A 22229-nucleotide genomic window follows, 5' to 3' on the forward strand; every position below is an offset into this window, starting at 1 on the left:
TGGTCTCAGATATCAGCGTCGGCTTCTGCCATGTCATCAACAGGTTCGCGGTTGGCTGCAGCCTTGACGTCTGGCGCCGGGGTCAGCAGCTTGTCGCGGATCTGCTTCTCAAGCGTCGCCGCGATATCAGGGTTGTCCTGCAGGAACTTGGCCGAGTTGGCCTTGCCCTGACCGATCTTGCTGCCGTTGTAGGCATACCAGGCACCGGACTTCTCGACAAAACCGTGCAGCACGCCCAGGTCGATCATCTCGCCGTTCAGGTAGATACCCTTGCCGTAGAGAATCTGGAACTCGGCCTGACGGAATGGCGGAGCTACCTTGTTCTTCACAACCTTGACGCGGGTTTCGCTACCGACAACCTCGTCACCTTCCTTCACCGCGCCAGTACGACGGATGTCCAGGCGAACCGAAGCGTAGAACTTCAGCGCGTTACCACCGGTGGTGGTTTCCGGGCTGCCGAACATCACGCCGATTTTCATCCGGATCTGGTTGATGAAGATCACCAGGCAGTTGGCGTTCTTGATGTTACCGGTGATCTTACGCAGGGCCTGGGACATCAGACGGGCTTGCAGGCCGACGTGCATGTCGCCCATTTCGCCTTCGATCTCGGCCTTCGGCACCAGGGCCGCCACGGAGTCGACCACGATCACGTCGATGGCGTTCGAACGCACCAGCATGTCGGTGATTTCCAACGCTTGCTCGCCGGTGTCCGGCTGCGAAACCAGCAGGTCGTCGACATTGACGCCCAGCTTGCCCGCGTATTCAGGATCCAGGGCGTGCTCGGCATCGACGAACGCGCAGGTGGCGCCCATTTTCTGTGCCTGGGCAATCACCGACAGGGTCAGGGTGGTTTTACCAGAAGACTCCGGACCGTAGATCTCAACGATACGGCCTTTTGGCAGGCCGCCAATGCCGAGCGCGATGTCCAGCCCCAGAGAGCCAGTGGAAATAGCCGGGATCGCCTGACGGTCGTGATCGCCCATACGCATTACGGCACCCTTGCCGAATTGACGTTCGATCTGACCCAGGGCCGCAGCCAAGGCTTTCTTCTTGTTGTCGTCCATTAAAGTCCTCACGTAATCAATAAGGCCTGACGGCCAACACCTGTATAAGTAGACAGTATTGTTCCATAAAGATCGGGGATCGCCTACCCCTGATTTTCTATTTCTGCTGCAGCTCGTCGCAACAGCCCCTCTAATGCGGCTTTTACCGTTTGTCGGCGGACCTCGTCACGGTTGCCAGGGAAGTGCTGGCACTCGGCCGTAACCTCGTCACCGACCCCCCAGGCCAGCCATACGGTGCCCACCGGTTTGTCCGGCGAGCCGCCATCGGGGCCTGCCACACCGCTGACCGCCACGGCAAACCGCGCCAGGCTTTTTTCCTGGGCGCCCCTGGCCATGGCCTCGACCACTTCACGGCTTACGGCGCCGACCTTGGGGAACAGCCCTTCCGGTACATTGAGCTGGCGGGTCTTCTGCCGATTGGAATAGGTCACATAACCGGCCTCGAACCAGGCCGAACTCCCGGGAATCCGTGTGATGGCTTCGGCAATACCGCCACCGGTGCAAGATTCGGCGGTGGTGACGTGGGCATTGAGCACCTGCAAACGTCGGCCAAGTTCGGCGGCGAGTTGGGTAATTTCCTTCACGGTCGTCTCCAGGAAAGTGCGGGGGTTTGCCTACCCTACAGGAGCCCATCGGCCACGCAAACGGCAGACAGCTGCAACAGGTTACCGGGTGATGGCCCGCACATACGCCTGGCAGGCCCGCAGCGCGATCAATCCGTTATCGCCGGCATCGGTGATGCCGATAATTCGCTGAGCATGCGCCGGGTCAAGTCGACCTCGCGGGGCGCCATGAACCACGCTGCGGGTGGCGGTGGCTGGCATTGAGTGGCCGGCGGCGGGATCGGCGGCGTCGAGAAGGACTGACAGGCGCACATCAGTAGTGGCCAGCCGGTCGCGCAGATAAACCTGGTTACGTTGTGCATCGCTCAACTCCCGCGTGTGCTGTTGATCGCTGGCGGCGAGCTGTTGCTCCAATGCCTGGCGCCTGGTTTGTTCGGCCAGGTAGTGGCGCTGCGCTGCCTGGCTTTGCTGGTTCAGCAGCTCTGAGTGCCGCGCCGCCTGGCGTTCGAACTCAAGGCCAAGGCGCCAGGCCTGGACCTGCCAACTGGCCACCGCCGGGACGGCCATCAGCAAGGCAACAGCCAGCATGCGCCAGCTCAACTGCATAACACCGCCCTCGCCTGCGCCCACAATTGCTGACGATGCTCCAGCCCATTGAGGCCACCATTGATACGGCGAGTGATGGTGGTGAATTGGTCCTGATCCGCCAGTTCATTCAAACCATTGCTGTGCCAGAACCAGGCGGCGGACTCGGCCGCCCATTGCGGTTGTTCCAGCAGTTCGGGGAAATGCAGCAGGCGTTCATCGCCAAACAGCGCGCGACTGCAGGCCAGGTAATTGCGCCGCCCGGTAATCTGGATCAGCCCACGGCCGCGGTATTTCTGACCGTCACCGTCGGCTTCGGGACTGTTGCCCAGGCGTACCGCCAGGGTGCCGGTGTCGTATTTGCTCAGGTATTGCTCGCCGCCCAGTTCCCGGACGTAGCGCAACTCACCGGACTCGTGACCGACCTGGGCAATAAAGGCGGCCATGCGTTTGGGTGCGGTGATGTGTCGGTGAAGCATGGCGGCGTTGAGCGCCGAAATGAAAACGCCCGCTTGGGCACGGGCGTTAGGCAGGATCTGTTGCAGTTGCGAAAGTGTCATCATCCTTGATCTCCACGGCCTAAGAGGCCAACCCACTGGCCATGATCGAACTGCGATAGCCCGTCGTCGTGTCGCCTACATGGGTCACCTTGTCAATCGACCAGCGCCCCTGCATATACCCAGGCCAAGTCTCATCCAGCAGCAACAGCCCTTCGGCGGACAGCAACGGGTTGCCAGGGCAATCAATGGCGATCGTCAGCCCTTCGCGCCCCACCCGGCGCAACTCGCCCTGCGCCACTGAGCGCGCTTCGGTTTCGCTCTGGCAGCGTTGGCGCAAAGTCTTGAATGGTGCGATCCCCACCTCGACCACACGCTGGCGAGAGGCCGCTCCATCCCACCAATTGACACGGCAGCCCTGATATTTGGCCCGCGCGCTTTCATCAATCCGCGCGCTGATAAACGCCTGCTCGCCAGGACGGTTGTCATGGGTCACCGACAACCGCACATCCGGCAGTTGCTGGCCCGACAGCGACTTGACCTGACCACTTTCGGCCAGTACATACAACTCGTTGATCGGCTTGGTCACTGCGTTGTAGCGCCCGGCCAGGCGGGTGATGAAGCCCATGTCGGTCTCATTCGACTGATCGATATGGTCGATCACAATCCCGTCCAATGCCGGCGCCACCCGGGGTGAAAACCCGTGCCGCGTGGCCAGTTGGCGAAACAGCGCACCGAGGGTCGTGGGGCCATGGCTGGCGGAACGGCGCTGGCGGTAACCGCTTTGGTCCATCACGCTGAACGGCGCCGCCGTGGCCACGATCGCCAGGCGCATGGGAAACAGGTAAGGCGTGCGCTGGGTAATCACAAACTCGCCTTTTTCCACCAGCCCCGACTCGCGGTAACCCACGCGCAAGCCGATCTTTGCACCCAGGCTCGGCAGGCCCTCCAGACCCTCGATGTTGATGGTCAGTTCCAGGCGGTCGGACTCGATGCCCGCCGCGTCGGTGTGTTTCCATTGCATCAGCCGTGGGTTGATCAACGCCGCATTGGCGCCATAGATCTCCACGACCGGGGTAAATCCCATTGCCATGCTGCCTCCTTAATCCCAGGCCGATACGGGTCGTACAAGACCGGGTTGCGCGTCCATTTCGGGCACGATCACCCAGATGCCCGCCGGCAACACCGGGCCATGCTCGGCAAGCCCTGGATTCAAGCGCCATAGGGTTTCTTCCGCCGCGTCATCACAACGGCCCAACTCGCGGTAGAGCAGCAGGTTGACCGAATCACCGGCAATACTTCGGACTCTACGCATTGACGAACTCCTCCAGCACCAGCGACCACTTGATCACCATGGCGGTGCCGTCATCGATAACATTGGCCTGGCTTTCCGTCAGTGCGGTGATGCGCCACAGGCCCCAGTTGCGGCCAATACCATCGACCAGCGGCAACGGCGTCCGTGCATCCAGCAGGACGCGTAATTGGTCGAGACGCTGCATGCCAACAGCCGCCATGGCGGTGCCGGCAAAGGTCAGTTTTTCCAGCTTCTGGCCGTTCTGCCGCGACTGGGGCTTGCTGGCGATAATCTCCAGGTCGCCCCAGCCACCATCACTGCCGCGTTGGAGCGTGGAGTAGGCGAACCCTCGGGACAGGCCAAATATAAAGTCGCCCAGTACCATCTGCTGTCGCATTAATCACCTCCATCGGTCAGTGCTGCGTTGCGCCGAACCGCCAGTGAATCGGTCAGCATCGGCATGCATTGGTTTTGCAGGGCCTGGATCACTCGGTCGACCACCTGCTGGGCGTCGGCAGGGTTGACGCCGGTGATCTGGATGCTCGGCGCCAGCGTGACCTGGACGTTGTCCGAGCGCGCGCTGTTGAGTTCCTTGCTCACCGAATCGGGCGATGGCAGGCGGTCGCTGGAAGGGAAGAGTTTTTCACCCAGCCAGGTGCCCGCCTCGCCGCCCAACAGGCCGCCGATCAGGCCACCGACGGCAGTGCCAACGCCTGGCAAAACCAGGGTACCAAGGGCCGCGCCGGCAGAGGCGCCGACCCACGCACCACCGGCAGTGCCGAGGCTGCTGCCGACCGCTTGCAGGTCGCCGTTGCGCACACCCTGGACGAGGTTGATGGCGGTGTCGGCGTAGCGCAGCGGCGCAAGGGATCGAGTGCCGACAGACTCCAGTTTGCTCATCGTTGAAACCAGGCTGGAGGGGATAGTCTTGGGCAAAGCGAGCGCTGGAGTGCTGAGCAATGCCGGCCCTTGAGCGGATGAAACAGGCGCCTTGGATGAACCCTCGCCCAGGCGCGGAGCGGGCCGATAAGCTTGAAGCGACGCACCATGAAAACCCACTTTTGGCCCGTCAAACACCTTGCCGGCCTGTCCAAAAACACGCTGCAGCGTTGCCATTGACCCGGCCATGCGGCTGCCCAAGCGGGTGGTTTTTTTCGACGACGACGGCCTCAGCCGCTCGGTGAGTCTCTGGCGCACCGTTTTTTTCGGCAGGAAACGCGCACGCCCCTTCAAGGTTTCGGTTGCCCCTGGGCAGCAGCAATCCTTGCTGTCGTCGCGAAACAGTTTCCCCACACCGGGCAACTTGCCAAGCGTCACATCGACAGCCTTGCCCGTTAACCGGCTCCTGGCCGTATCGAGATAGCCCTCCCCCAACCACTTGGCCCCCTTGGCGTACCAGGAATCCGCTGCCGGCTCCTTGTCTTTGGCAGCCTCCTCTTGAGCCACAGGGGCGGGGCTTGCAGCGACGCTGCCGAGCAGGGAGTTGCCTGTGATAAACAGGGTGCTATTGAGGGTTTCCAGACTCTCACGCAGCCGCACCTGTTCCTCGGTCAACGCATGGATGTGCAGGCTGGCGTTGGCCAGGGCCAGGCTCAGCTCAGACGGTGGCTCTGTCGCCACGCCCATAGTGGGAGCGCCAATCAGACTTTCATTCGGCTCGGCAAGCAGGCCCGACAGTTGCGAGGCGCCACTTTCGGCGAGCCCGGGAAAGGTCATCCAGCGTTTGTCTTCGTCCGCGAGCTTGAGCGTATATCGAGCGTCTTGCATCTCGCTCTCCTCCTATTTGACGCCAAGGCGAGTGATCGCGATGTCGTAGCGGCGCAATGCTTTGGCGGCATTCCATTCAAGAATTTCCGCTTCGTTTACCGAATAAACCAGCGGAACGACGTCGAGGATTACTTCGATGTCGCGCTGCGAAAGAAGTCCGCCGGTTTGTTTAAAAAATCGTCGATGCGCTCCTGCAGTTGCGTCCAGTCGGGCACGGTCAGGCCGTCCAGGTCAGGGATCATAAGGCCGGTGCAGTGCGAGGTGATGAACTCGGCGCGCTCTTTGTTGGTGGCGAGTTTTTTCATCACCTTGGTGGCGCGCAGCGCGGGCATTTCCAGGGTGACGCTGGTCAACACACGGCCGGCCACTTCCAGCGGCAGCAGCAGTTGCACCTGCTCGCCAGGCTCGGTGGAGTCGCCCAGAAAGAACGAGGCCGGGCGTGTCGACATGTCGTGTACGTGCTGGGCAATGCTCACGTAGTCCGGGCGCTTGAGTTGGTCGAGTTCCTTTTCCGAGAGGCCGGTGGCCAGTTTGGCCAGCTCGAAGAACTGGTCATCCTCGTCCTCGCCAGCGCGGGCCAGCGCTTGTTTTTGCGCGGCGTAGAACAGCGCGTTGAGTTGAATCTGCTCGATCGTCGCACCGTTGTCGGCGGTGATCGGCGCCAGCAGGCTATGCAGGGGTGGCTTCCAGGCCATGGGCAAAATTCCTTGATGACAATTTAGAAAGCGTGGGCACGGTCAGTGTGGGAGCCGGCTTGCCTGCGATACAGGCAGCGCGGTCTTTCAGTTGAACTGAGGTGATGCAATCGCCGGCAAGCCAGCTCCTACAGTGGCCGCGCCGTGGGCAGGCTTACGGCATCAACACCGCACGCCGGGCATCACCGAGGATGTCGACGCCGTTGAGCACGAACTTCTGGGTGCGCACGTCGATGTCGATCACCGGCACGCCGTTGTCCAGGCGATGGTAGGTGCGGCAGGACAGATCCAGGGTGGTGGTAGCCTTGTCGCCCATCTTCAGCTTGGCTTCTTCCAGGGATTTAAGCTTGCCGCCGACGGTGTGGTAGGTGAAGTAGGCCTTGCCGTCCTGGTCCTGGCCCGCTTCACGCACGTTGAGCAGGATGTCTTCGCCCAAGCGCACGCCCAGGGCCAGCATGATTTCGGGACCGGCGCCTTGCAGCACCAGCTTGGCGCTCAGCACCTTGGCGCTCTTGGCCATTTCCTCGGCGATAAAGCGCCCGCCGGTCATGGCTTCCATCTCGAACTCGATCTTCGGCGGGGTGAATTCCTCGACGGTCGCCGACAGCGGCAGGCCCTGGAGAGTGGCCGCAATGGCCTGTCTGACTCGGTTGGTAAACATTAGAGAACGTCCTCCAGGAATTGCTCGATGATTTCATCGCGGGCATTGAGTTGATAAACCATGTGTTCGTTCGGCGCGTAGCGGCCGTAGTCGATCACGATGAACCAGGTACCGTTCTTGTACTTCTCGACACTGTTGAGTTCCGGGTGCAGGTACACGCTACCGCCCGGGATGGTTTCGTCGGCCACCAGGGTTTGCAGCCAGTCGTTGATGCGCTTGACCTCCTGGTCCATGAACGACTTGGTCAGGTTGTGCGCCATGGCTTTCTGCCCGGCCTTGACCAGCTTGCGACTGATGGCGTCTTCCAGGCCGACATAGCTGATGAACTTGCCGGTGATGGAACGGTTACCCAGCAGCGAGAAGCCGCCGAGGATGGTGCGGGCGTAGTAGCTCACGCCGTAGCGGTTGAGCAGGTCGCCTTCGGTGGAGGTGTCGAGGATGTTGTACTCGACCACCCGCGACACGTCTTCGGCGAAGGTCACCTGGTTGCCCGGGCTCTCCCACTGCTTGACCTTGGCCAGCGCGGCAATGGCCAGGGACGACGGCGCGAGGAACACGTTTTTCTTCGCGGCCTTGGAGTACACCGACGGCATGTTGTGTACCAGCAGGCAACGGTCGAAACCCAGGTCGGCGCCACCCAGCTCGCCGCTGTAGGTCACTTGATCGGCGACGCTGGCGTCTTTGCCGTCCAGCACCACACGGGCCTTGATGCGCTTGCCGAACGCGGCAAACTCACCGGCCACGGCCTTGGTGCCGGTGAAGCCTGGAGCGCCAATGATGGTCAGGTCTTCCGGGACGCTGCCAAGCGCCGCGAGGCCCAGCTTGCGACCGGTCACCGGCTCGTTGCCGCCGATCACGTTGTTGAGGGTATCGGCGGGGGTCGCGCCCTCTTCGACGATCACCACATAGACCGGCACCTTGACCACTTTGAGGATCTGGTACACCGCATGAAACAGCGTGCCCGACTCGGCGCCGGTGGGGTCTAGCAGAGCCTGCGCGGTGAAACTGTTGATGCGGAACGGGGCGTTTTTCGGGATCGACAGGTGCGCATTAGGCGCAGTGCCGACCAGACCGATCACGTTGTCACCCAGGCCACCCATGGCCTCGGGGGATTCGCTGGCATTGACGGTGATGCCGTTATGCTCGAAGTTCAAAACCTCAGCCATGATTATTCAGCCTTCTTGGTGACGGCCTTCTTGGCCGGTGGGGTGTCTTGGGCGGCAGCCAGCACGCTGGTCAGTTCCAGGCGGCCGGCGGTGCGCAGGGCGGTTGCTTCGACGTCCAGCAAGTCCAGCTCCTGACCGACGGTGGACCAGTGGCCACCTTGGGTGGGGAATGGGATGAGGACGGTGTAGGTTTGGCGGTTGGCCATGGTGGGAATTCTCCGGGTGCAAAAAGCGCAAAGCCCCTTCGGGAGGGGCTTTGGGCGGGCGAAAAAAAACCGCTTTCGCGGTGGTGTGTATTACTTCAGGAAGGCCGGTTTTTCGGGCCAGATCACGGCGTCCGGATCGGCGCCTTGATCGGGGATATCGCGCAGGGCCTTGCGGTAGGCGACGAAGACCGGGCGGTCCTTTTCCGTCATGGGGTAATCGGGCATCGCGGCGTAATCGCTGGCGGCAAGATCGGCGTCGCGGGAGGCACGGATTTCCGTCCACTTAATCAAAGGATGCAGTTCAGCAAGTGCAAATACAGGTTTCATTAACGCTCTCCTTAACCCAAAGCCAACATGCATGACCAGTCAGCGGGATGAGTGACTACACCCGTGCAGGCCCCAGCAAGCATCACTTCAACTACCCCATTTGCTGTAAAACACATTGGATGGATAACCCAATAATGGCCAAACATACGAGTCGGTTGCATGACCACTGAACACCAGCGCCATTTACCTTTCTCAGCCCCTGTACTCCACGCGCCACTGATCTCCCCGTCAATTAACCGAACAAAAGCACCTATTGTCACAGTCGAGTTCATAAGCAACGGGCGACCACCGCTTAACTTTCCGTCATCGACAGACCTTGGATAAGCGAGCCAGGCACTTACAGTATTATCCGTCCATTTCATTTGCCATACGTGAATACCATTTCTCCAATACTCAGCGGCCCTAATATCAAAGTCAGGAAATTGCTCCCGAACATCAGCTTGGACTTGTTGCATAAAATCAACATCAGCCGAGGGTCGCCCAGCTTTTTGAGAAGCACTGGTAACCGTCCGCAATTTCGTTGTCGTTACCTGTTGATGAATATCCCATCCCTCAATCAGATTGCCCGTGGCATCCGGCGCCATACTAAAATTTTGCGTAAGTGCCAGCCTAGGCAGACGCTGATCCAAACTTGCAATCTGTTCGCGGTAAGTTCGTTGCGCCACTTCAAGGGCCCGATCAATCTCGCCGATCTTACCCGTCACAACACCCGTCAGATTATTTGCCGCGCTGACAACCGCGGCCAATTGCTGTTCAGTACTCAATGTTTAAACTCCTTGTAGTGCATTGATCTTGTGTTAAGCCTTCGCTTCAAGCGCCATCAATCGAAATAAAGCTCCGATGCCTCGCGCCATGTTGTCGATACTGGCCGTCGAGAGTGACGCCAACTCATCCACCACCAGGATGTTGAGGTTTTCCGACCCCACGATCACGGTGACGCTATCCGCCGGCAACGGCGAAATATCCAACGTAAACTTCTGCAACACCCGCGCCGCCGCCGCCTTGTACGTCAGCAACTTCCCCGCCACCGAGTACACCGCCAACAGCGTGCCACTGGCGAGGTAAAACCCGAACTCGCCAATCTCATATTCACCATCGCCATCAAACAGCGCGGCCATGCGCAGTTGGCGCTGGCCCAGGTCTTCGTAATCCACAATCGCCACGCGCTGGCGCTCATCGCGCAGGGCGGTTTCGTTGCCGGTGGGGTTGTAGCGGCCGGTGCCGGCGGCGATGTGGGTGATTTCGCCTTTCAAGCCTTGGTTCTTTGCCTGCAACACTTCATCCAAACCCTTGGAGGTGAAGCGCACCAGGCGCGTAATGTCATCGGTCATGGCTGCGCCCTGAGGTCGTAGTCGTTAATGGTGTAGTGCTGGGCCACGCCCGCACTGTTAAGCCCTGAACTCAACATGAGTTGCGGCAAGGCGCCCCGCAGCGACAGCTCGCTGTCACTTAGCGCCGCATGGGCGACGCTGGTGATGGGCAGCCTGCCCACCACCTCATGCACCAGGGTGATGGTGGCCAGGTCGCGCTCGCTCTTGGCCGCGTTGATGCGGCGGATCAAGCGGTTGTGGTCGCCACTGGACCAACTGCGGCCGATGATCGCCTGCACGTCGAAGGTGTAGGGCTGGGCCAGCGGGCGCTGTTGGTACCAGGCCAGAATATTGGGGGTAAACCCCAGGGATTCGACTGCGTGGCTCAACGCCTTGGGCGTACCGGCCTGGCGCTGGATCTGCCAGGACAGGGCGACCGTGAGGCGCTTTTCGGTTTCATCGGCAGCGGCGTTCCATTCACTGACGCCACGGTCGGCGGCCAGGTAAGGCAGGAACGCCTGCGGCGTGTGCAGCGGATTCATCAGCGCCGGGAACGGCGGCTCAACCCGTTCGAGCAACTTACCGAAACCCAGGTCCAACGCCCTCTCCAGCGGCGAACTGTTGGCCGGCAATAAACTGGATGTGTGCTCACTCATAGCGTCAGCACCTGCACCTCGACACCCGTGCAATACGGAGCCTGGAAGGCCGTGGTGATGATCGGCGCCAGCGGTTCGAGAATCTCCAGTTGCGTAGCCCCGGCGGTGTGGATGGTGTAGTCGATCCAACTCGGGTCCACGCGCCCTTCAAGGCGGTGGCAAGATTCGGCATAACGTTGCAGCAATTGCTGGGCCGCCACTTGCGTCAGCCCCGAGTCCGGGCCGGCGTTGATCCTGGCGACCACGCGAATCTTATAGGGCACGATCTGCGCGCCCTGCACTGTCACCCAATCGGTTTCCGGGCGCACATCGGGCCGGGCGAAATGGCGGCGCACACCGTCAAGCAAGTCCGTCGATGGCGTGCCATTACCCGAGCGGGAGAGCACTGTGACCATGACCTCGCCAGGTGCCGTGCGCCGGGCGTTGCCATCCTTGACCTGGGCGGCATAGCCATCCGGGTCGAAGGTATAACTGACTGTCACCACGCCAGCAGCGGCACTCTGCACTTTCACCACCGGCCGCTCGCCAAGGGTGAACACCTCGCGGCGATACTGCATGCGTGAACCCGCAGCCGGCGCGTGGGGCGCCAGGTAGTAGCGCAGCCGCGCATCGTCGTCACTTTCCAGGGTTGGCGGCACGGGCGGGAACGCCGCCGGGTCGCCTGGGTCAAGCACCTGGCGCTCCAGGCCCATATCGGCCAGGCGCGCATCCAGGTTGCTGCCGGTGGCCCACCACGCCAGCATCTGCTGGATCCGCGCATTGTATTTGCGCTCATGGGTTTGCAGGCGCACACAAAAGGCTTCCAGGGCCAGGGTCAGCAACTCGCTTTCATTGTCCAGGCTGACCTTGAGTTTGGCCGCGCTTTGCGGGGCGCGGGTGGCCACGTAGTCGACGACAAATGCCTTGAACTGCGCCAGCAGCGGTTCGAATTCGTCGACGGCAATGAGGTCGGGCGGCGCCAGTTGGTTCTGCCCGGGGATCAACATGCTCATGTCACCACCTCGAAGGATTGCTTGCGGTTTTTCCAGGTGCCGGCAAACCGCAACAGCAGGCCTGCGCCCTGGCGATTGGCGACGATGACTTGCGGGGCAAAATCGGCGATGCCGTTCTGCTGGTTGTAAAAGGCCTGGGCGGCGTGGCTTTGGGCGAGGATCAGCAGATCATCGCCCAGGTTCTGCCCCAGCAGCTGCGGGATCATCGAACCGTAAAGCGGGCGTTTCTGCCGCGAGCCCAAAGGTGTGGTCAGGGCCCGGGTGGCGCGCTGGACGAATTGCAGCCAGTCGTCCACCACGGCCCCGGTGTTTCTCTCAATTCCGATCATGGCAAATCCTTATGCCGTGCTGATAACTCGGCCCTGGTGATCGACCACCGGGCCACTCAAGTGCACGCCGGATGCATCCAGCAGCATGCCGACGGCTCCGACTTGCAGACTGATGGTTGCGGCGGTCATGACTAAACGGGCAGCGCCCAAATTCATTTCCACTTGCTCGCGAGAGCCGCTGAATGCCGCTGGTCCATTGTTCCAACCCAATACATGTGCTGCGGCGTCGTAGGCGCTTTGCGTGCCGTCCTCATAACGTCGACTCGTCAGGCTGGCCGCACTGGACAGCGGCGGAAAGCGGTCACTGTTGAGGCCAAACAACGCCACCGACTGCCCCCCACCCTCGCCACCGCCGTAGTTGAGCAGCAGGCATTGCTCACCCACCGTGGGGATCCGCGTTTCCGTCTGCGCGCCGGCGCTGGGGTTGAAAAAGCGAATCGCCGGGGTCAGCAACTCGCCATGGCTGACCTTGCAGGTATTGCTGGCCGCATCGACCTCCTGGCACACGCCGATCCGGCAAAAGCTCTCGGCACGCCGATAGAGGTCTTCAAGCTGGGTTTCCATGTGGGCCAGACGCTCGATCAGGGGCGCCAATTGCAGGCGTAACAGTGCATCGAACATGGGCTACTCCTGCAATGGCCGGTATTGATCGGGGTCGTCGATGTTCGACACTTCCCAGGTGCGGGCAAACAGCGGCTTGCCGATGGGGTCGTCGAGCAGTGGCGGGCCGAGGTAAAGGGTCTGGCTGAAGGACACGGTCCAACTGTCATAGTTGGTTTCGGCCCCCGCCAGGCTCGACGGCAGCGCGACGATATTCACCGGCACATCGCACTGGGCCGGCGGCAACTGCCAACGGTTATCCAGTACCAGGTCCATCAGCCGGCTCGCCAGGTCACAAGCGTCAAAGGGTTGCGCGCCCTGGGCGGCCATGACTTTGAGCGAGATCGACAGCACATGGGCCTTGCGCCCTTCAAGGGAGCGCACGCCGGGGCCATTGCGCTCGACCGTGATCGCCACGCCGGTTTCATCCGTCGCCAGAAAGCCCGGCGGGCTGACCACCCGCAAATCGGGGAACGCTGCACGCAGCGCCTCGCCGACAGCAATCGGCAGCTGTGAAGGTTTTTCAATGAGGGTCATGGTGTGGCTTCCTTGCAACAATCACTTTGAATCCGGGGGTTGGTTGACCCCGATGCGCTTGGCGGCCCAGCGCTCATACAGGCCGATGGCCACGTCGGCACCGGCCATGGCGGTCAGGCATCCGAGGGCGCCCGCCGTCCAGATCGACATGCCAGCGGCATACAGCAGCATCAGTGCCGATACCCCGCACACCATGCACGCCCCGGAACGCAGGGCCAGGCGACGGACCAGCGACCAACCGCGGGCGCCCTCCTTGTCGGCGCGCCACATTTCCCCGGATACCCCGCCGATCAGGGCCAGAATAATCACCAGCCAGATAGGCATTTCTGCCAACGCTTGCTGCTCGTTTGTCATGTCACGCCTCCTGGAATGCGTAAAACCGGCAGGTGGCCGGTGCTTTGATCAATAAGTGGTTTGATGTGTCGGTAGGCATTCCAAAAAGCCCGGTTGCCCAGGCTTTTCAGTAATGCGGTCCTTGCGATCTTTCGGCGCTACTGGCGCGGTACGGATCTTTCCTCGATGTTTTTCCGACCACGATCCCTGTCTGCCGGATAACTGCTTCTGGTGCTTTACGCTGCACACCCGGGTCAGTTGCCAACCCTCTGAACCGTTAAGGCCGGTTCATCGCTGCCTGTGGTGAAACCGTGAAACTAAAGAGCGTCGGCATCCTTGCCGGTGTTGCCTGGCGTCCTTGCCATCACTCGGTGGCGTCCTTGCCAGTGTTGCGTGCCTTCCTTGTCTTCCCTGGCAGCATCCTTGCCGCCTCCACCAGGCCTTGTTGGCTGGCTTGAGATGAAGAATATGCATGTATGGATATACAGTCAATGCATAAATGCATTTATTTCCACCCAAACAATGCATATCAGCATAAACATCTTGAAAGACAGCCACTTGGCGGTTTTCCGCAGGCGAAAAAAAGCCCGCTGATGAGCGGGCTGTTTCTTACAAAGGAGGTTTAGCGGGCGTACATGCCCCACCAGAAAACGTGACCGAGGATGCTGATCTGTTCTTCCTGGATATCCTGGAAGCTGTAGTCCTCATCCGGATGCTCATCACGATTGAAACTGCGCAGGCGAATCCCCGAAGGCAGGCGATAGAGCTGTTTGACCCGCAATTGGCCGTTGTGGTTGATGGCATACAAATCGCCATCGACGATATCGCCAATCCCGCTCTTGCCAGCATTGACCCCCACCGTCGCCCCATCGCGCAATACCGGCAGCATGCTGTTACCGCGCACCGTCACACACTTGGCCTGATCGAATTGCACACCGTTATGCCGCAGGCTGCGCTTGCCGAACCGCAGGCTGGCCTTCTCGCTTTCCTCGATGACGAATCTTCCTGATCCAGCAGCCAATTCAACCTCACGCAAAAAGGGGATCGACACCTCGTCGTCATTGACGGGGGTATCGTCGTCCCACAGGCTTATATCCTTGAGCTCCGAATGCATCGGGTCACGCTCATCCAACCGCACCGGCGCCGCACGCCCGCGCAACTGGTCAGTGCTGATACGGAAATAATCAGCGATACGCGAGATGTGCTTGTCCGACGGATCAACGATCTTGCCGCTGAGGATCCGGGACAGAGTGGATTGAGGCACGCCGGTACGCCGGTGAAGCTCCGTGGGGGAGATCCCGTCGTGATCGAGCAGCTCTCTTAAGACGATTGAAACGTTGCGTTTTTGCATAACGGGGATAGTGACGGGAGTTTTTGGGGTTGGCAAATGCTAATTTGCATATTTTGTGCATGGCGTATGCACATCCACACCTAATGCCGATTTTCTGTAGGAGCGAGCTTGTCTCCGGGCGGCGTTCCGACGAAAAACCTCAGAGCACCGCGCTTACCCAGCAAGCACGCATTATCGTTAACGTTCTTCGCGAGCAAGCTCGCTCCTACAGCCAAGATCGGCGTTAGGTGTACTCCTTCTGCGTTTTACCTGACCGTTTGTGAACTGCGAAGCACTGACCTCACATGTTAACCTTGCCGCCATCGCAAAAAATGCTGGGCCAAGCGCCCCCTTTGCCCCATCACTTTCAACGAATTTGCCTACTATCCAATGAGTAAAAACACTTCCGATCTGTCCTCCCACACGCCAATGATGCAGCAGTACTGGCGCCTGAAAAACCAGCACCCTGATCAGTTGATGTTCTATCGCATGGGCGATTTCTACGAGATCTTCTATGAAGATGCGAAGAAGGCCGCCAAGTTGCTGGACATCACCCTGACCGCGCGCGGGCAGTCGGCTGGGCAGGCGATTCCGATGTGTGGGATTCCTTATCATTCGTTGGAAGGTTACCTGGTCAAGCTGGTCAAGCTCGGCGAGTCGGTGGTGATCTGTGAGCAGATCGGCGACCCGGCCACCAGCAAGGGGCCGGTGGAACGTCAGGTGGTGCGCATCATTACGCCGGGGACGGTGAGTGATGAGGCGCTGCTGGATGAGCGCCGCGACAACCTGATCGCGGCGGTGCTGGGGGATGAGCGGCTGTTCGGCCTGGCGGTGCTGGATATCACCAGTGGCAACTTCACAGTCCTGGAGATCAAGGGCTGGGAAAACCTGCTGGCAGAGTTGGAGCGGATCAATCCGGTGGAGTTGATGATCCCGGATGACTGGCCCAAGGACCTGCCGGCGGAAAAACGTCGTGGGACCAAGCGCCGTGCGCCGTGGGATTTTGAGCGTGATTCGGCGCTAAAAAGTCTGTGCCAGCAATTCTCCGTGCAGGATCTCAAGGGCTTTGGCTGCGAGACCCTGACCCTGGCCATCGGCGCCGCCGGTTGCCTGCTCAACTATGCAAAGGAAACCCAGCGCACCGCCCTGCCGCATTTGCGCAGCCTGCGCCATGAGCGCCTGGACGACACCGTGGTGCTCGATGGCGCCAGTCGGCGCAATCTGGAGTTGGACACCAACCTGGCGGGCGGGCGCGACAATACCCTGCAGTCGGTGGTCGACCGTTGCCAGACCGCCATGGGCAGCCGTTTGCTGACCCGCTGGCTGAACCGCCCGCTGCGCGACTTGACGGTGCTGCAAGCGCGTCAGTCATCTATTACCTGCCTGCTGGACGTCTACCGTTTTGAAAAGCTGCAGCCGCAGCTCAAGGAGATCGGTGATATCGAGCGAATCCTCGCGCGAATCGGCTTGCGTAACGCTCGCCCTCGCGACCTGGCACGCTTGCGAGACGCGCTGGGCGTATTGCCCGAGTTGCAACAGGCGATGACCGAACTGGAAGCGCCGCACCTGCAACAACTTGCCGTCACGGCCGGCACCTACCCGGAACTGGCGGCGCTGCTGGCAAAAGCCATCATTGACAACCCGCCTGCGATCATCCGCGACGGAGGCGTGCTCAAGACCGGCTACGACAGCGAGCTGGACGAGCTACAAGCCCTGAGCGAAAACGCCGGGCAGTTCCTGATTGACCTGGAGGCCCGCGAAAAAGCCCGCACCGGCCTGGCCAATCTCAAGGTCGGCTACAACCGTGTGCACGGCTACTTTATTGAATTGCCGAGCAAGCAAGCCGAGCAGGCACCTATCGATTACCAGCGCCGCCAGACCCTCAAAGGTGCCGAGCGCTTCATCACGCCCGAGCTCAAAGCATTCGAAGACAAAGCACTGTCGGCCAAGAGCCGCGCCCTGGCCCGGGAGAAAATGCTCTATGAGGCCTTGCTCGAAGACCTGATCGGCAAGCTGGCACCGTTGCAGGACACCGCCGCGGCCCTGGCCGAGCTGGATGTGTTGAGCAACCTGGCCGAGCGCGCCTTGAACCTTGACCTGAACTGCCCGCGTTTTGTCAGCGAGCCGTGCATGCGCATTGTCCAGGGTCGCCATCCGGTAGTGGAACAAGTGCTGACCACCCCGTTCGTGGCCAACGACCTGTCGCTGGACGACGATACGCGCATGCTGGTGATCACCGGTCCGAACATGGGTGGTAAATCCACCTACATGCGCCAGACCGCATTGATCGTGCTGCTGGCGCATATCGGCAGCTTCGTGCCGGCGGCCAGTTGCGAGTTGTCCCTGGTAGACCGCATTTTTACCCGGATCGGCTCCAGCGATGACCTGGCCGGTGGCCGTTCGACCTTTATGGTGGAAATGAGCGAAACCGCCAATATCCTGCACAACGCCAGCGACCGCAGCCTGGTATTGATGGACGAAGTGGGGCGCGGCACCAGTACCTTCGACGGCTTGTCCCTGGCCTGGGCGGCAGCCGAGCGCCTGGCGCACCTGCGGGCCTATACGCTGTTTGCCACCCACTACTTCGAGCTGACCGTATTGCCGGAAAGCGAGCCGCTGGTGGCCAACGTGCATCTCAATGCCACCGAGCACAACGAACGCATCGTGTTCCTGCACCATGTGCTGCCAGGCCCGGCCAGCCAGAGTTACGGCCTGGCCGTGGCGCAACTGGCCGGTGTACCGAACGACGTGATTTTGCGCGCCCGCGAGCACCTCAGCCGCCTGGAAACCACGGCCCTGCCCCATGAGAATGTGGTCGCCAGCCCCGCCAAGGCCACCAGCAAACCTGCGGCACCGCACCAGAGCGATATGTTCGCCAGCCTGCCCCATCCGGTGCTGGATGAGTTGGCAAAGCTTGACCTGGATGACTTGACACCGCGTAAAGCGCTCGAAATGTTATATGCACTGAAGACTCGGATATAACGCAGACGCTTGCAAGCTGGTAGACTCTCGCGCGGTTTGGGATGCTGCGGGCTTTTAGCCTGGCCCGCAGACTATCGCTCCCGAACCTCGCGAGCCCTGCCACAAGGGGTTTCGCTGCCGCCGCCTGAGGAGAAAATTAGAAATGACCTTCGTCGTCACCGACAACTGCATCAAGTGCAAGTACACCGACTGCGTAGAAGTGTGTCCGGTGGACTGCTTTTACGAAGGCCCGAATTTCCTGGTGATCCACCCGGATGAGTGCATTGACTGCGCCCTGTGTGAACCAGAATGCCCGGCCGTTGCGATTTTCTCCGAGGATGAAGTCCCGGCAGAGATGCAGGAATTTATTCAGTTGAACGTCGAGCTGGCGGAAATCTGGCCAAACATCACTGAGAAAAAAGAATCGCTTCCAGATGCGGAAGAGTGGGATGGCGTAAAAGGCAAGATCAAAGACCTCGAACGCTAACAGCGTCGCGCCCCTTCAAAAGGCCCCTTGCGGGCCTTTTTGCGTTTCTGCACGCTGGTCTTTTACTTTTCTGCAGGCAAAAAAAGGGGCGGTTTGACCCGCCCACATTTTTTCCCTAGTCCCTGTGTTCCCTTTCATCGTCCTGATGAATCGCATCCTGCGAGGTTCCCTGAGTCATCGATCCTTGATGACTGTGTCAATCCGTGGACACAGGGCTGATAGTAGAGACTTCCCGAACAAGTTCAACGGGATCCATTCGCAAGCACAACCTGTCGCCGCCTTCGAACCACAATAAATAAATGTTATTTTTCAATTACATAGAAATATATCCAGGTAATTCGAGGCGTCCTGGCGCGGCTAAAAAACCAAACACTTACGAAAAAGTAAGCGAATGCTTACACGGCCCATTAGGGAAATGCGCACTCGACCGTCCAAAAGGTTTACGCCAGACAAGAAAAAGCCCCGACAGGGTCGAGGCTTTTCTGCCTTCAGGCTGATCAGTCGTCGCTGACAGTGATGGTCGGCATTGCCTGGGCACCGGCTTCCTGCAAGACAATCCGCGCGCCCACATGGCGGGCCAGTTCCTGGTAAACCATGGCGATCTGCCCATCCGGCTCGGCGACCACCGTCGGCTTGCCGCCATCAGCCTGCTCACGAATGCCCATCGACAGCGGCAATGAAGCCAGCAACTCAACGTCATATTGCGTGGCGAGCTTTTCACCGCCGCCTTCACCGAACAAATGCTCGGCGTGACCGCAGTTGGAACAGATGTGCACCGCCATGTTTTCCACCACGCCCAGCACCGGGATGTTGACCTTGCGGAACATCTCCACGCCTTTGCGCGCGTCGAGCAGCGCCAGGTCCTGGGGCGTGGTCACGATCACTGAACCGGCCACCGGCACTTTTTGCGCCAGGGTCAGCTGGATATCACCGGTGCCTGGCGGCATATCGATCACCAGGTAGTCCAGGTTGCCCCAGTCGGTCTGCATCACCAGTTGCATCAAGGCCCCGGACACCATCGGCCCACGCCAGACCATCGGCGTGTTGTCATCGGTGAGGAACGCCATCGACATGACTTCCACGCCATGGGCCTGGATTGGCACGAACCACTTCTGGTCCTTGATCTTGGGCCGCGAACCTTCGGCAATGCCAAACATCACGCCCTGGCTGGGGCCATAGATATCCGCGTCGAGAATCCCCACCCGCGCGCCTTCACGGGCCAGGGCCAGGGCCAGGTTGGCCGCCGTGGTCGATTTGCCCACGCCGCCCTTGCCCGACGCCACGGCCACCACGTTCTTGACGTTGGCCAGGCCCGGGATCTGTGCCTGGGCCTTGTGCGCGGCGATCACGCACTGGATGTCGACCTTGGCCGAACGCACACCGTCCAGGCCTTCAATGGCCATTTGCAGCATCTGCGCCCAGCCGCTCTTGAACAGGCCGGCGGCGTAGCCCAGTTCAAGCTGGACCGTGACCTGATCGCCCTGCACATCAATGGCCCGGACACAGCCGGCGCTGACCGGGTCCTGGTTCAGATAGGGGTCGGTGTACTGGCGAAGAACGGCTTCCACCGCTGCGCGATTGACGGCGCTCATGGGCTACTCCCGGAAAAGACAGACTAAAACAGGCGGCTATCCTAACCGTTCCCGCGCCCGAGGGGCATGCTTTCGCGACATTGGAAAACCCTGAAACAGCCTCACGGGGTGAAATAAATTCGCCGGCGCTTTATAGTGGCCGACCTCCGTTTCATCAAGTAGCCGAGCCCCATGTCCGAGCCACGCAAGATCCTCGTCACCAGCGCCCTGCCCTATGCCAATGGTTCCATCCATCTTGGCCATATGCTTGAGTACATCCAGACCGATATGTGGGTGCGCTTCCAGAAGCATCGCGGCAATCAATGCATCTATGTCTGCGCAGACGACGCCCACGGTTCGGCCATCATGTTGCGCGCCGAAAAGGAAGGCATCACTCCGGAACAACTGATCGCCAACGTCCAGGCTGAACATAGCGCCGACTTTGCCGAGTTCCTGGTGGATTTCGACAACTTCCACTCGACCCACGCCGAAGAAAACCGCGAGCTGTCGAGCCAGATCTACCTGAAGCTGCGTGACGCCGGGCACATTGCTACGCGCTCGATCACCCAGTATTTCGACCCGGAAAAGAAAATGTTCCTGGCCGACCGCTTCATCAAGGGCACCTGCCCCAAGTGCGGCACTGAAGACCAGTACGGCGACAACTGCGAAAAATGCGGTGCCACCTATGCACCCACCGACCTGAAGGATCCGAAGTCGGCGATCTCTGGCGCCACCCCGGTGCTCAAGGATTCCCAGCACTTCTTCTTCAAGCTCCCGGATTTCCAGGAAATGCTGCAAGCCTGGACCCGCAGCGGCACCCTGCAGGACGCCGTGGCGAACAAGATCGCCGAATGGCTGGATGCCGGCCTGCAACAGTGGGACATCTCCCGTGATGCGCCGTATTTCGGTTTTGAGATACCCGATGAACCGGGCAAGTACTTCTACGTGTGGCTGGACGCGCCAATCGGCTACATGGCCAGCTTCAAGAACCTCTGCGACCGCACGCCAGAGTTGGACTTCGACGCGTTCTGGGGCAAGGACTCCACCGCCGAGCTGTACCACTTCATCGGCAAGGACATCGTCAACTTCCACGCCCTGTTCTGGCCGGCCATGCTCGAAGGCTCGGGCTACCGCAAGCCAACCGGCATCGCCGTGCACGGCTACCTGACGGTCAACGGCCAGAAGATGTCCAAGTCCCGTGGCACCTTTATCAAGGCGCGCACCTACCTGGACCACCTGTCGCCGGAGTACCTGCGCTACTACTACGCGTCCAAGCTGGGCCGTGGCGTAGACGACCTGGACCTGAACCTGGAAGACTTCGTGCAGAAGGTCAACTCGGACCTGGTGGGCAAGGTAGTCAACATCGCCAGCCGTTGCGCCGGGTTTATCCACAAGGGCAATGCTGGCGTGATGGTTCCGGTCAACGCCGCGCCAGAACTGACCGACGCCTTCCTGGCCGCCGCGCCAAGCATCGCCGATGCCTATGAAGCCCGCGACTTTGCCCGTGCCATGCGCGAGATCATGGGCCTGGCCGACCGTGCCAACGCCTGGATCGCCGACAAGGCGCCGTGGTCGCTGAACAAGCAGGAAGGCAAGCAGGATGAAGTCCAGGCCATCTGCGCCACCGGCATCAACCTGTTCCGCCAACTGGTGATCTTCCTCAAGCCGGTGCTGCCGTTGCTGGCCGCCGACGCCGAGGCATTCCTCAACGTTGCACCGCTGACCTGGAATGACCATACCCGCCTGCTCAACAGCCATCAGCTCAACGAATTCAAGCCGTTGATGACCCGTATCGATCCGGTCAAGGTGCAGGCCATGACTGACGCCTCCAAGGAAGACCTGACCGCCAGCCAGACCGATACCGGCCAGGCAGCCCCAGCGGGCAATGGCGAGTTGGCCAAGGATCCGCTGTCGCCGGAAATCGACTTCGACGCGTTTGCCGCAGTGGACCTGCGTGTCGCGCTGATCATCAAGGCCGAAGCCGTGGAAGGCGCCGACAAGCTGTTGCGCCTGACCCTGGATATCGGTGATGAGCAACGCAACGTGTTCTCCGGGATCAAGAGCGCGTATCCGGACCCGTCCAAGCTCGATGGTCGCCTGACCATGATGATCGCCAACCTCAAGCCACGGAAAATGAAGTTCGGTATCTCCGAAGGCATGGTGATGGCTGCCGGCCCTGGCGGTGAAGAGATCTACCTGCTCAGCCCGGACAGCGGCGCCAAGCCTGGCCAGCGCATCAAGTAACACCTCAAGCCTGCCCTGCCGTGGTGATTAGCCGCGACAGGGCGGTTTGCGCTA

The 22229-nt window shown here is 60.5% G+C and carries 26 protein-coding genes; 3 read left to right on the top strand and 23 right to left on the bottom strand.

All coding sequences use genetic code 11. The features are described from left to right. Positions 1–5: 5 nt before the first annotated feature. The 22 genes from recA to H097_RS06705 all read right to left on the bottom strand — a co-directional run bounded on the left by recA (position 6) and on the right by H097_RS06705 (position 14933). Complete coding sequence (gene recA, locus H097_RS06600; protein WP_029295312.1) at positions 6–1064, bottom strand: recombinase RecA; 1059 nt, start codon at positions 1062–1064, stop codon at positions 6–8. An 83-nt stretch (positions 1065–1147) separates the two neighbouring features. Continuing rightward, on the bottom strand, positions 1148–1648 hold the full coding sequence (locus H097_RS06605) for a CinA family protein (protein WP_032858393.1): 501 nt from the start codon (positions 1646–1648) through the stop codon (positions 1148–1150). A gap of 81 nt (positions 1649–1729) precedes the next feature. Continuing rightward, on the bottom strand, positions 1730–2233 hold the full coding sequence (locus H097_RS06610; protein ID WP_032858395.1) for a lysis system i-spanin subunit Rz: 504 nt from the start codon (positions 2231–2233) through the stop codon (positions 1730–1732). Continuing rightward, positions 2224–2772 carry a glycoside hydrolase family 19 protein gene (locus H097_RS06615; RefSeq protein ID WP_032858458.1) on the bottom strand — a complete coding sequence of 183 codons (549 nt, stop codon included), beginning with the start codon at positions 2770–2772 and terminating at the stop codon, positions 2224–2226. The genes H097_RS06610 and H097_RS06615 overlap by 10 nt, the downstream gene beginning before the upstream one ends. A gap of 19 nt (positions 2773–2791) precedes the next feature. After that, complete coding sequence (locus H097_RS06620; protein WP_032858396.1) at positions 2792–3802, bottom strand: contractile injection system protein, VgrG/Pvc8 family; 1011 nt, start codon at positions 3800–3802, stop codon at positions 2792–2794. Between the two features lie 9 nt (positions 3803–3811). Continuing rightward, entirely contained in the window at positions 3812–4024 is a 213-nt protein-coding gene (locus H097_RS06625; RefSeq protein WP_032858397.1) for a tail protein X, read from the bottom strand. After that, complete coding sequence (locus tag H097_RS06630) at positions 4017–4400, bottom strand: phage tail protein (RefSeq protein WP_032858398.1); 384 nt, start codon at positions 4398–4400, stop codon at positions 4017–4019. Before H097_RS06630 ends, H097_RS06625 begins: the two co-directional genes overlap by 8 nt. Beyond that, entirely contained in the window at positions 4400–5770 is a 1371-nt protein-coding gene (locus H097_RS28635; RefSeq protein ID WP_032858399.1) for a glycine zipper domain-containing protein, read from the bottom strand. Before H097_RS28635 ends, H097_RS06630 begins: the two co-directional genes overlap by 1 nt. Before the next feature lie 128 nt (positions 5771–5898). Next, positions 5899–6465, bottom strand: a complete 567-nt coding sequence (locus tag H097_RS06640; RefSeq protein WP_032858401.1) for a phage tail assembly protein — start codon at positions 6463–6465, stop codon at positions 5899–5901. Between the two features lie 154 nt (positions 6466–6619). Next, positions 6620–7126: a phage major tail tube protein gene (locus tag H097_RS06645; RefSeq protein WP_032858402.1), complete on the bottom strand. Its 507-nt coding sequence runs from the start codon at positions 7124–7126 to the stop codon at positions 6620–6622. Next, the gene (locus H097_RS06650; protein WP_032858403.1) at positions 7126–8292 is read right to left on the bottom strand and encodes a tail protein; all 1167 of its coding nucleotides are present in this window, start codon (positions 8290–8292) and stop codon (positions 7126–7128) included. The genes H097_RS06645 and H097_RS06650 overlap by 1 nt, the downstream gene beginning before the upstream one ends. A gap of 2 nt (positions 8293–8294) precedes the next feature. Continuing rightward, positions 8295–8498, bottom strand: a complete 204-nt coding sequence (locus H097_RS06655; RefSeq protein ID WP_032858404.1) for a hypothetical protein — start codon at positions 8496–8498, stop codon at positions 8295–8297. 90 nt (positions 8499–8588) lie between these two features. Beyond that, on the bottom strand, positions 8589–8825 hold the full coding sequence (locus H097_RS06660; protein WP_032858406.1) for a tail fiber assembly protein: 237 nt from the start codon (positions 8823–8825) through the stop codon (positions 8589–8591). 11 nt (positions 8826–8836) lie between these two features. Next, positions 8837–9589, bottom strand: a complete 753-nt coding sequence (locus H097_RS06665; RefSeq protein ID WP_032858407.1) for a hypothetical protein — start codon at positions 9587–9589, stop codon at positions 8837–8839. A gap of 33 nt (positions 9590–9622) precedes the next feature. Next, on the bottom strand, positions 9623–10156 hold the full coding sequence (locus H097_RS06670; protein WP_032858408.1) for a phage tail protein: 534 nt from the start codon (positions 10154–10156) through the stop codon (positions 9623–9625). Then, positions 10153–10791 carry a phage tail protein I gene (locus H097_RS06675; RefSeq protein WP_032858410.1) on the bottom strand — a complete coding sequence of 213 codons (639 nt, stop codon included), beginning with the start codon at positions 10789–10791 and terminating at the stop codon, positions 10153–10155. The genes H097_RS06670 and H097_RS06675 overlap by 4 nt, the downstream gene beginning before the upstream one ends. Then, complete coding sequence (locus tag H097_RS06680) at positions 10788–11783, bottom strand: baseplate J/gp47 family protein (protein WP_032858412.1); 996 nt, start codon at positions 11781–11783, stop codon at positions 10788–10790. The genes H097_RS06675 and H097_RS06680 overlap by 4 nt, the downstream gene beginning before the upstream one ends. Beyond that, positions 11780–12112 carry a phage baseplate protein gene (locus H097_RS06685; RefSeq protein ID WP_032858414.1) on the bottom strand — a complete coding sequence of 111 codons (333 nt, stop codon included), beginning with the start codon at positions 12110–12112 and terminating at the stop codon, positions 11780–11782. The genes H097_RS06680 and H097_RS06685 overlap by 4 nt, the downstream gene beginning before the upstream one ends. A 9-nt stretch (positions 12113–12121) precedes the next feature. Further along, positions 12122–12733 carry a phage baseplate assembly protein V gene (locus tag H097_RS06690; RefSeq protein ID WP_032858415.1) on the bottom strand — a complete coding sequence of 204 codons (612 nt, stop codon included), beginning with the start codon at positions 12731–12733 and terminating at the stop codon, positions 12122–12124. A gap of 3 nt (positions 12734–12736) precedes the next feature. Further along, entirely contained in the window at positions 12737–13249 is a 513-nt protein-coding gene (locus tag H097_RS06695) for a hypothetical protein (RefSeq protein ID WP_032858416.1), read from the bottom strand. Between the two features lie 21 nt (positions 13250–13270). Further along, positions 13271–13603, bottom strand: a complete 333-nt coding sequence (locus H097_RS06700; RefSeq protein ID WP_032858418.1) for a phage holin family protein — start codon at positions 13601–13603, stop codon at positions 13271–13273. 601 nt (positions 13604–14204) lie between these two features. Beyond that, positions 14205–14933: an XRE family transcriptional regulator gene (locus tag H097_RS06705; RefSeq protein WP_082445537.1), complete on the bottom strand. Its 729-nt coding sequence runs from the start codon at positions 14931–14933 to the stop codon at positions 14205–14207. Between the two features lie 369 nt (positions 14934–15302). On the opposite strand from H097_RS06705, the gene mutS reads away from it, so the two are divergent. Next, on the top strand, positions 15303–17894 hold the full coding sequence (gene mutS, locus H097_RS06710; protein WP_032858420.1) for a DNA mismatch repair protein MutS: 2592 nt from the start codon (positions 15303–15305) through the stop codon (positions 17892–17894). Between the two features lie 142 nt (positions 17895–18036). Beyond that, positions 18037–18360, top strand: a complete 324-nt coding sequence (locus H097_RS06715; RefSeq protein WP_032858421.1) for a ferredoxin FdxA — start codon at positions 18037–18039, stop codon at positions 18358–18360. Between the two features lie 497 nt (positions 18361–18857). Here H097_RS06715 and apbC read toward each other — a convergent pair whose 3' ends face one another. Then, positions 18858–19952 (bottom strand): iron-sulfur cluster carrier protein ApbC, encoded by a 1095-nt coding sequence (gene apbC, locus H097_RS06720; protein WP_032858422.1) that lies wholly within the window; start codon positions 19950–19952, stop codon positions 18858–18860. Between the two features lie 171 nt (positions 19953–20123). On the opposite strand from apbC, the gene metG reads away from it, so the two are divergent. Next, complete coding sequence (metG, locus tag H097_RS06725; RefSeq protein WP_032858424.1) at positions 20124–22175, top strand: methionine--tRNA ligase; 2052 nt, start codon at positions 20124–20126, stop codon at positions 22173–22175. Positions 22176–22229 lie beyond the last annotated feature (54 nt).

The organism is Pseudomonas sp. FH4 (assembly GCF_000510915.2).
Lineage (GTDB): Bacteria > Pseudomonadota > Gammaproteobacteria > Pseudomonadales > Pseudomonadaceae > Aquipseudomonas > Aquipseudomonas brenneri.

Coding starts and splice junctions, on each gene's coding strand:
- recA (WP_029295312.1), bottom strand. CDS start 1,064: ATGGACGACAACAAGAAGAAAGCCTTGGCTGCGGCCCTGGGTCAGATC.
- H097_RS06610 (WP_032858395.1), bottom strand. CDS start 2,233: ATGCAGTTGAGCTGGCGCATGCTGGCTGTTGCCTTGCTGATGGCCGTC.
- H097_RS06615 (WP_032858458.1), bottom strand. CDS start 2,772: ATGACACTTTCGCAACTGCAACAGATCCTGCCTAACGCCCGTGCCCAA.
- H097_RS06620 (WP_032858396.1), bottom strand. CDS start 3,802: ATGGCAATGGGATTTACCCCGGTCGTGGAGATCTATGGCGCCAATGCG.
- H097_RS06625 (WP_032858397.1), bottom strand. CDS start 4,024: ATGCGTAGAGTCCGAAGTATTGCCGGTGATTCGGTCAACCTGCTGCTC.
- H097_RS06630 (WP_032858398.1), bottom strand. CDS start 4,400: ATGCGACAGCAGATGGTACTGGGCGACTTTATATTTGGCCTGTCCCGA.
- H097_RS28635 (WP_032858399.1), bottom strand. CDS start 5,770: ATGCAAGACGCTCGATATACGCTCAAGCTCGCGGACGAAGACAAACGC.
- H097_RS06640 (WP_032858401.1), bottom strand. CDS start 6,465: ATGGCCTGGAAGCCACCCCTGCATAGCCTGCTGGCGCCGATCACCGCC.
- H097_RS06645 (WP_032858402.1), bottom strand. CDS start 7,126: ATGTTTACCAACCGAGTCAGACAGGCCATTGCGGCCACTCTCCAGGGC.
- H097_RS06650 (WP_032858403.1), bottom strand. CDS start 8,292: ATGGCTGAGGTTTTGAACTTCGAGCATAACGGCATCACCGTCAATGCC.
- H097_RS06655 (WP_032858404.1), bottom strand. CDS start 8,498: ATGGCCAACCGCCAAACCTACACCGTCCTCATCCCATTCCCCACCCAA.
- H097_RS06660 (WP_032858406.1), bottom strand. CDS start 8,825: ATGAAACCTGTATTTGCACTTGCTGAACTGCATCCTTTGATTAAGTGG.
- H097_RS06670 (WP_032858408.1), bottom strand. CDS start 10,156: ATGACCGATGACATTACGCGCCTGGTGCGCTTCACCTCCAAGGGTTTG.
- H097_RS06675 (WP_032858410.1), bottom strand. CDS start 10,791: ATGAGTGAGCACACATCCAGTTTATTGCCGGCCAACAGTTCGCCGCTG.
- H097_RS06680 (WP_032858412.1), bottom strand. CDS start 11,783: ATGAGCATGTTGATCCCCGGGCAGAACCAACTGGCGCCGCCCGACCTC.
- H097_RS06685 (WP_032858414.1), bottom strand. CDS start 12,112: ATGATCGGAATTGAGAGAAACACCGGGGCCGTGGTGGACGACTGGCTG.
- H097_RS06690 (WP_032858415.1), bottom strand. CDS start 12,733: ATGTTCGATGCACTGTTACGCCTGCAATTGGCGCCCCTGATCGAGCGT.
- H097_RS06695 (WP_032858416.1), bottom strand. CDS start 13,249: ATGACCCTCATTGAAAAACCTTCACAGCTGCCGATTGCTGTCGGCGAG.
- H097_RS06700 (WP_032858418.1), bottom strand. CDS start 13,603: ATGACAAACGAGCAGCAAGCGTTGGCAGAAATGCCTATCTGGCTGGTG.
- H097_RS06705 (WP_082445537.1), bottom strand. CDS start 14,933: ATGCAAAAACGCAACGTTTCAATCGTCTTAAGAGAGCTGCTCGATCAC.
- mutS (WP_032858420.1), top strand. CDS start 15,303: ATGAGTAAAAACACTTCCGATCTGTCCTCCCACACGCCAATGATGCAG.
- H097_RS06715 (WP_032858421.1), top strand. CDS start 18,037: ATGACCTTCGTCGTCACCGACAACTGCATCAAGTGCAAGTACACCGAC.
- apbC (WP_032858422.1), bottom strand. CDS start 19,952: ATGAGCGCCGTCAATCGCGCAGCGGTGGAAGCCGTTCTTCGCCAGTAC.
- metG (WP_032858424.1), top strand. CDS start 20,124: ATGTCCGAGCCACGCAAGATCCTCGTCACCAGCGCCCTGCCCTATGCC.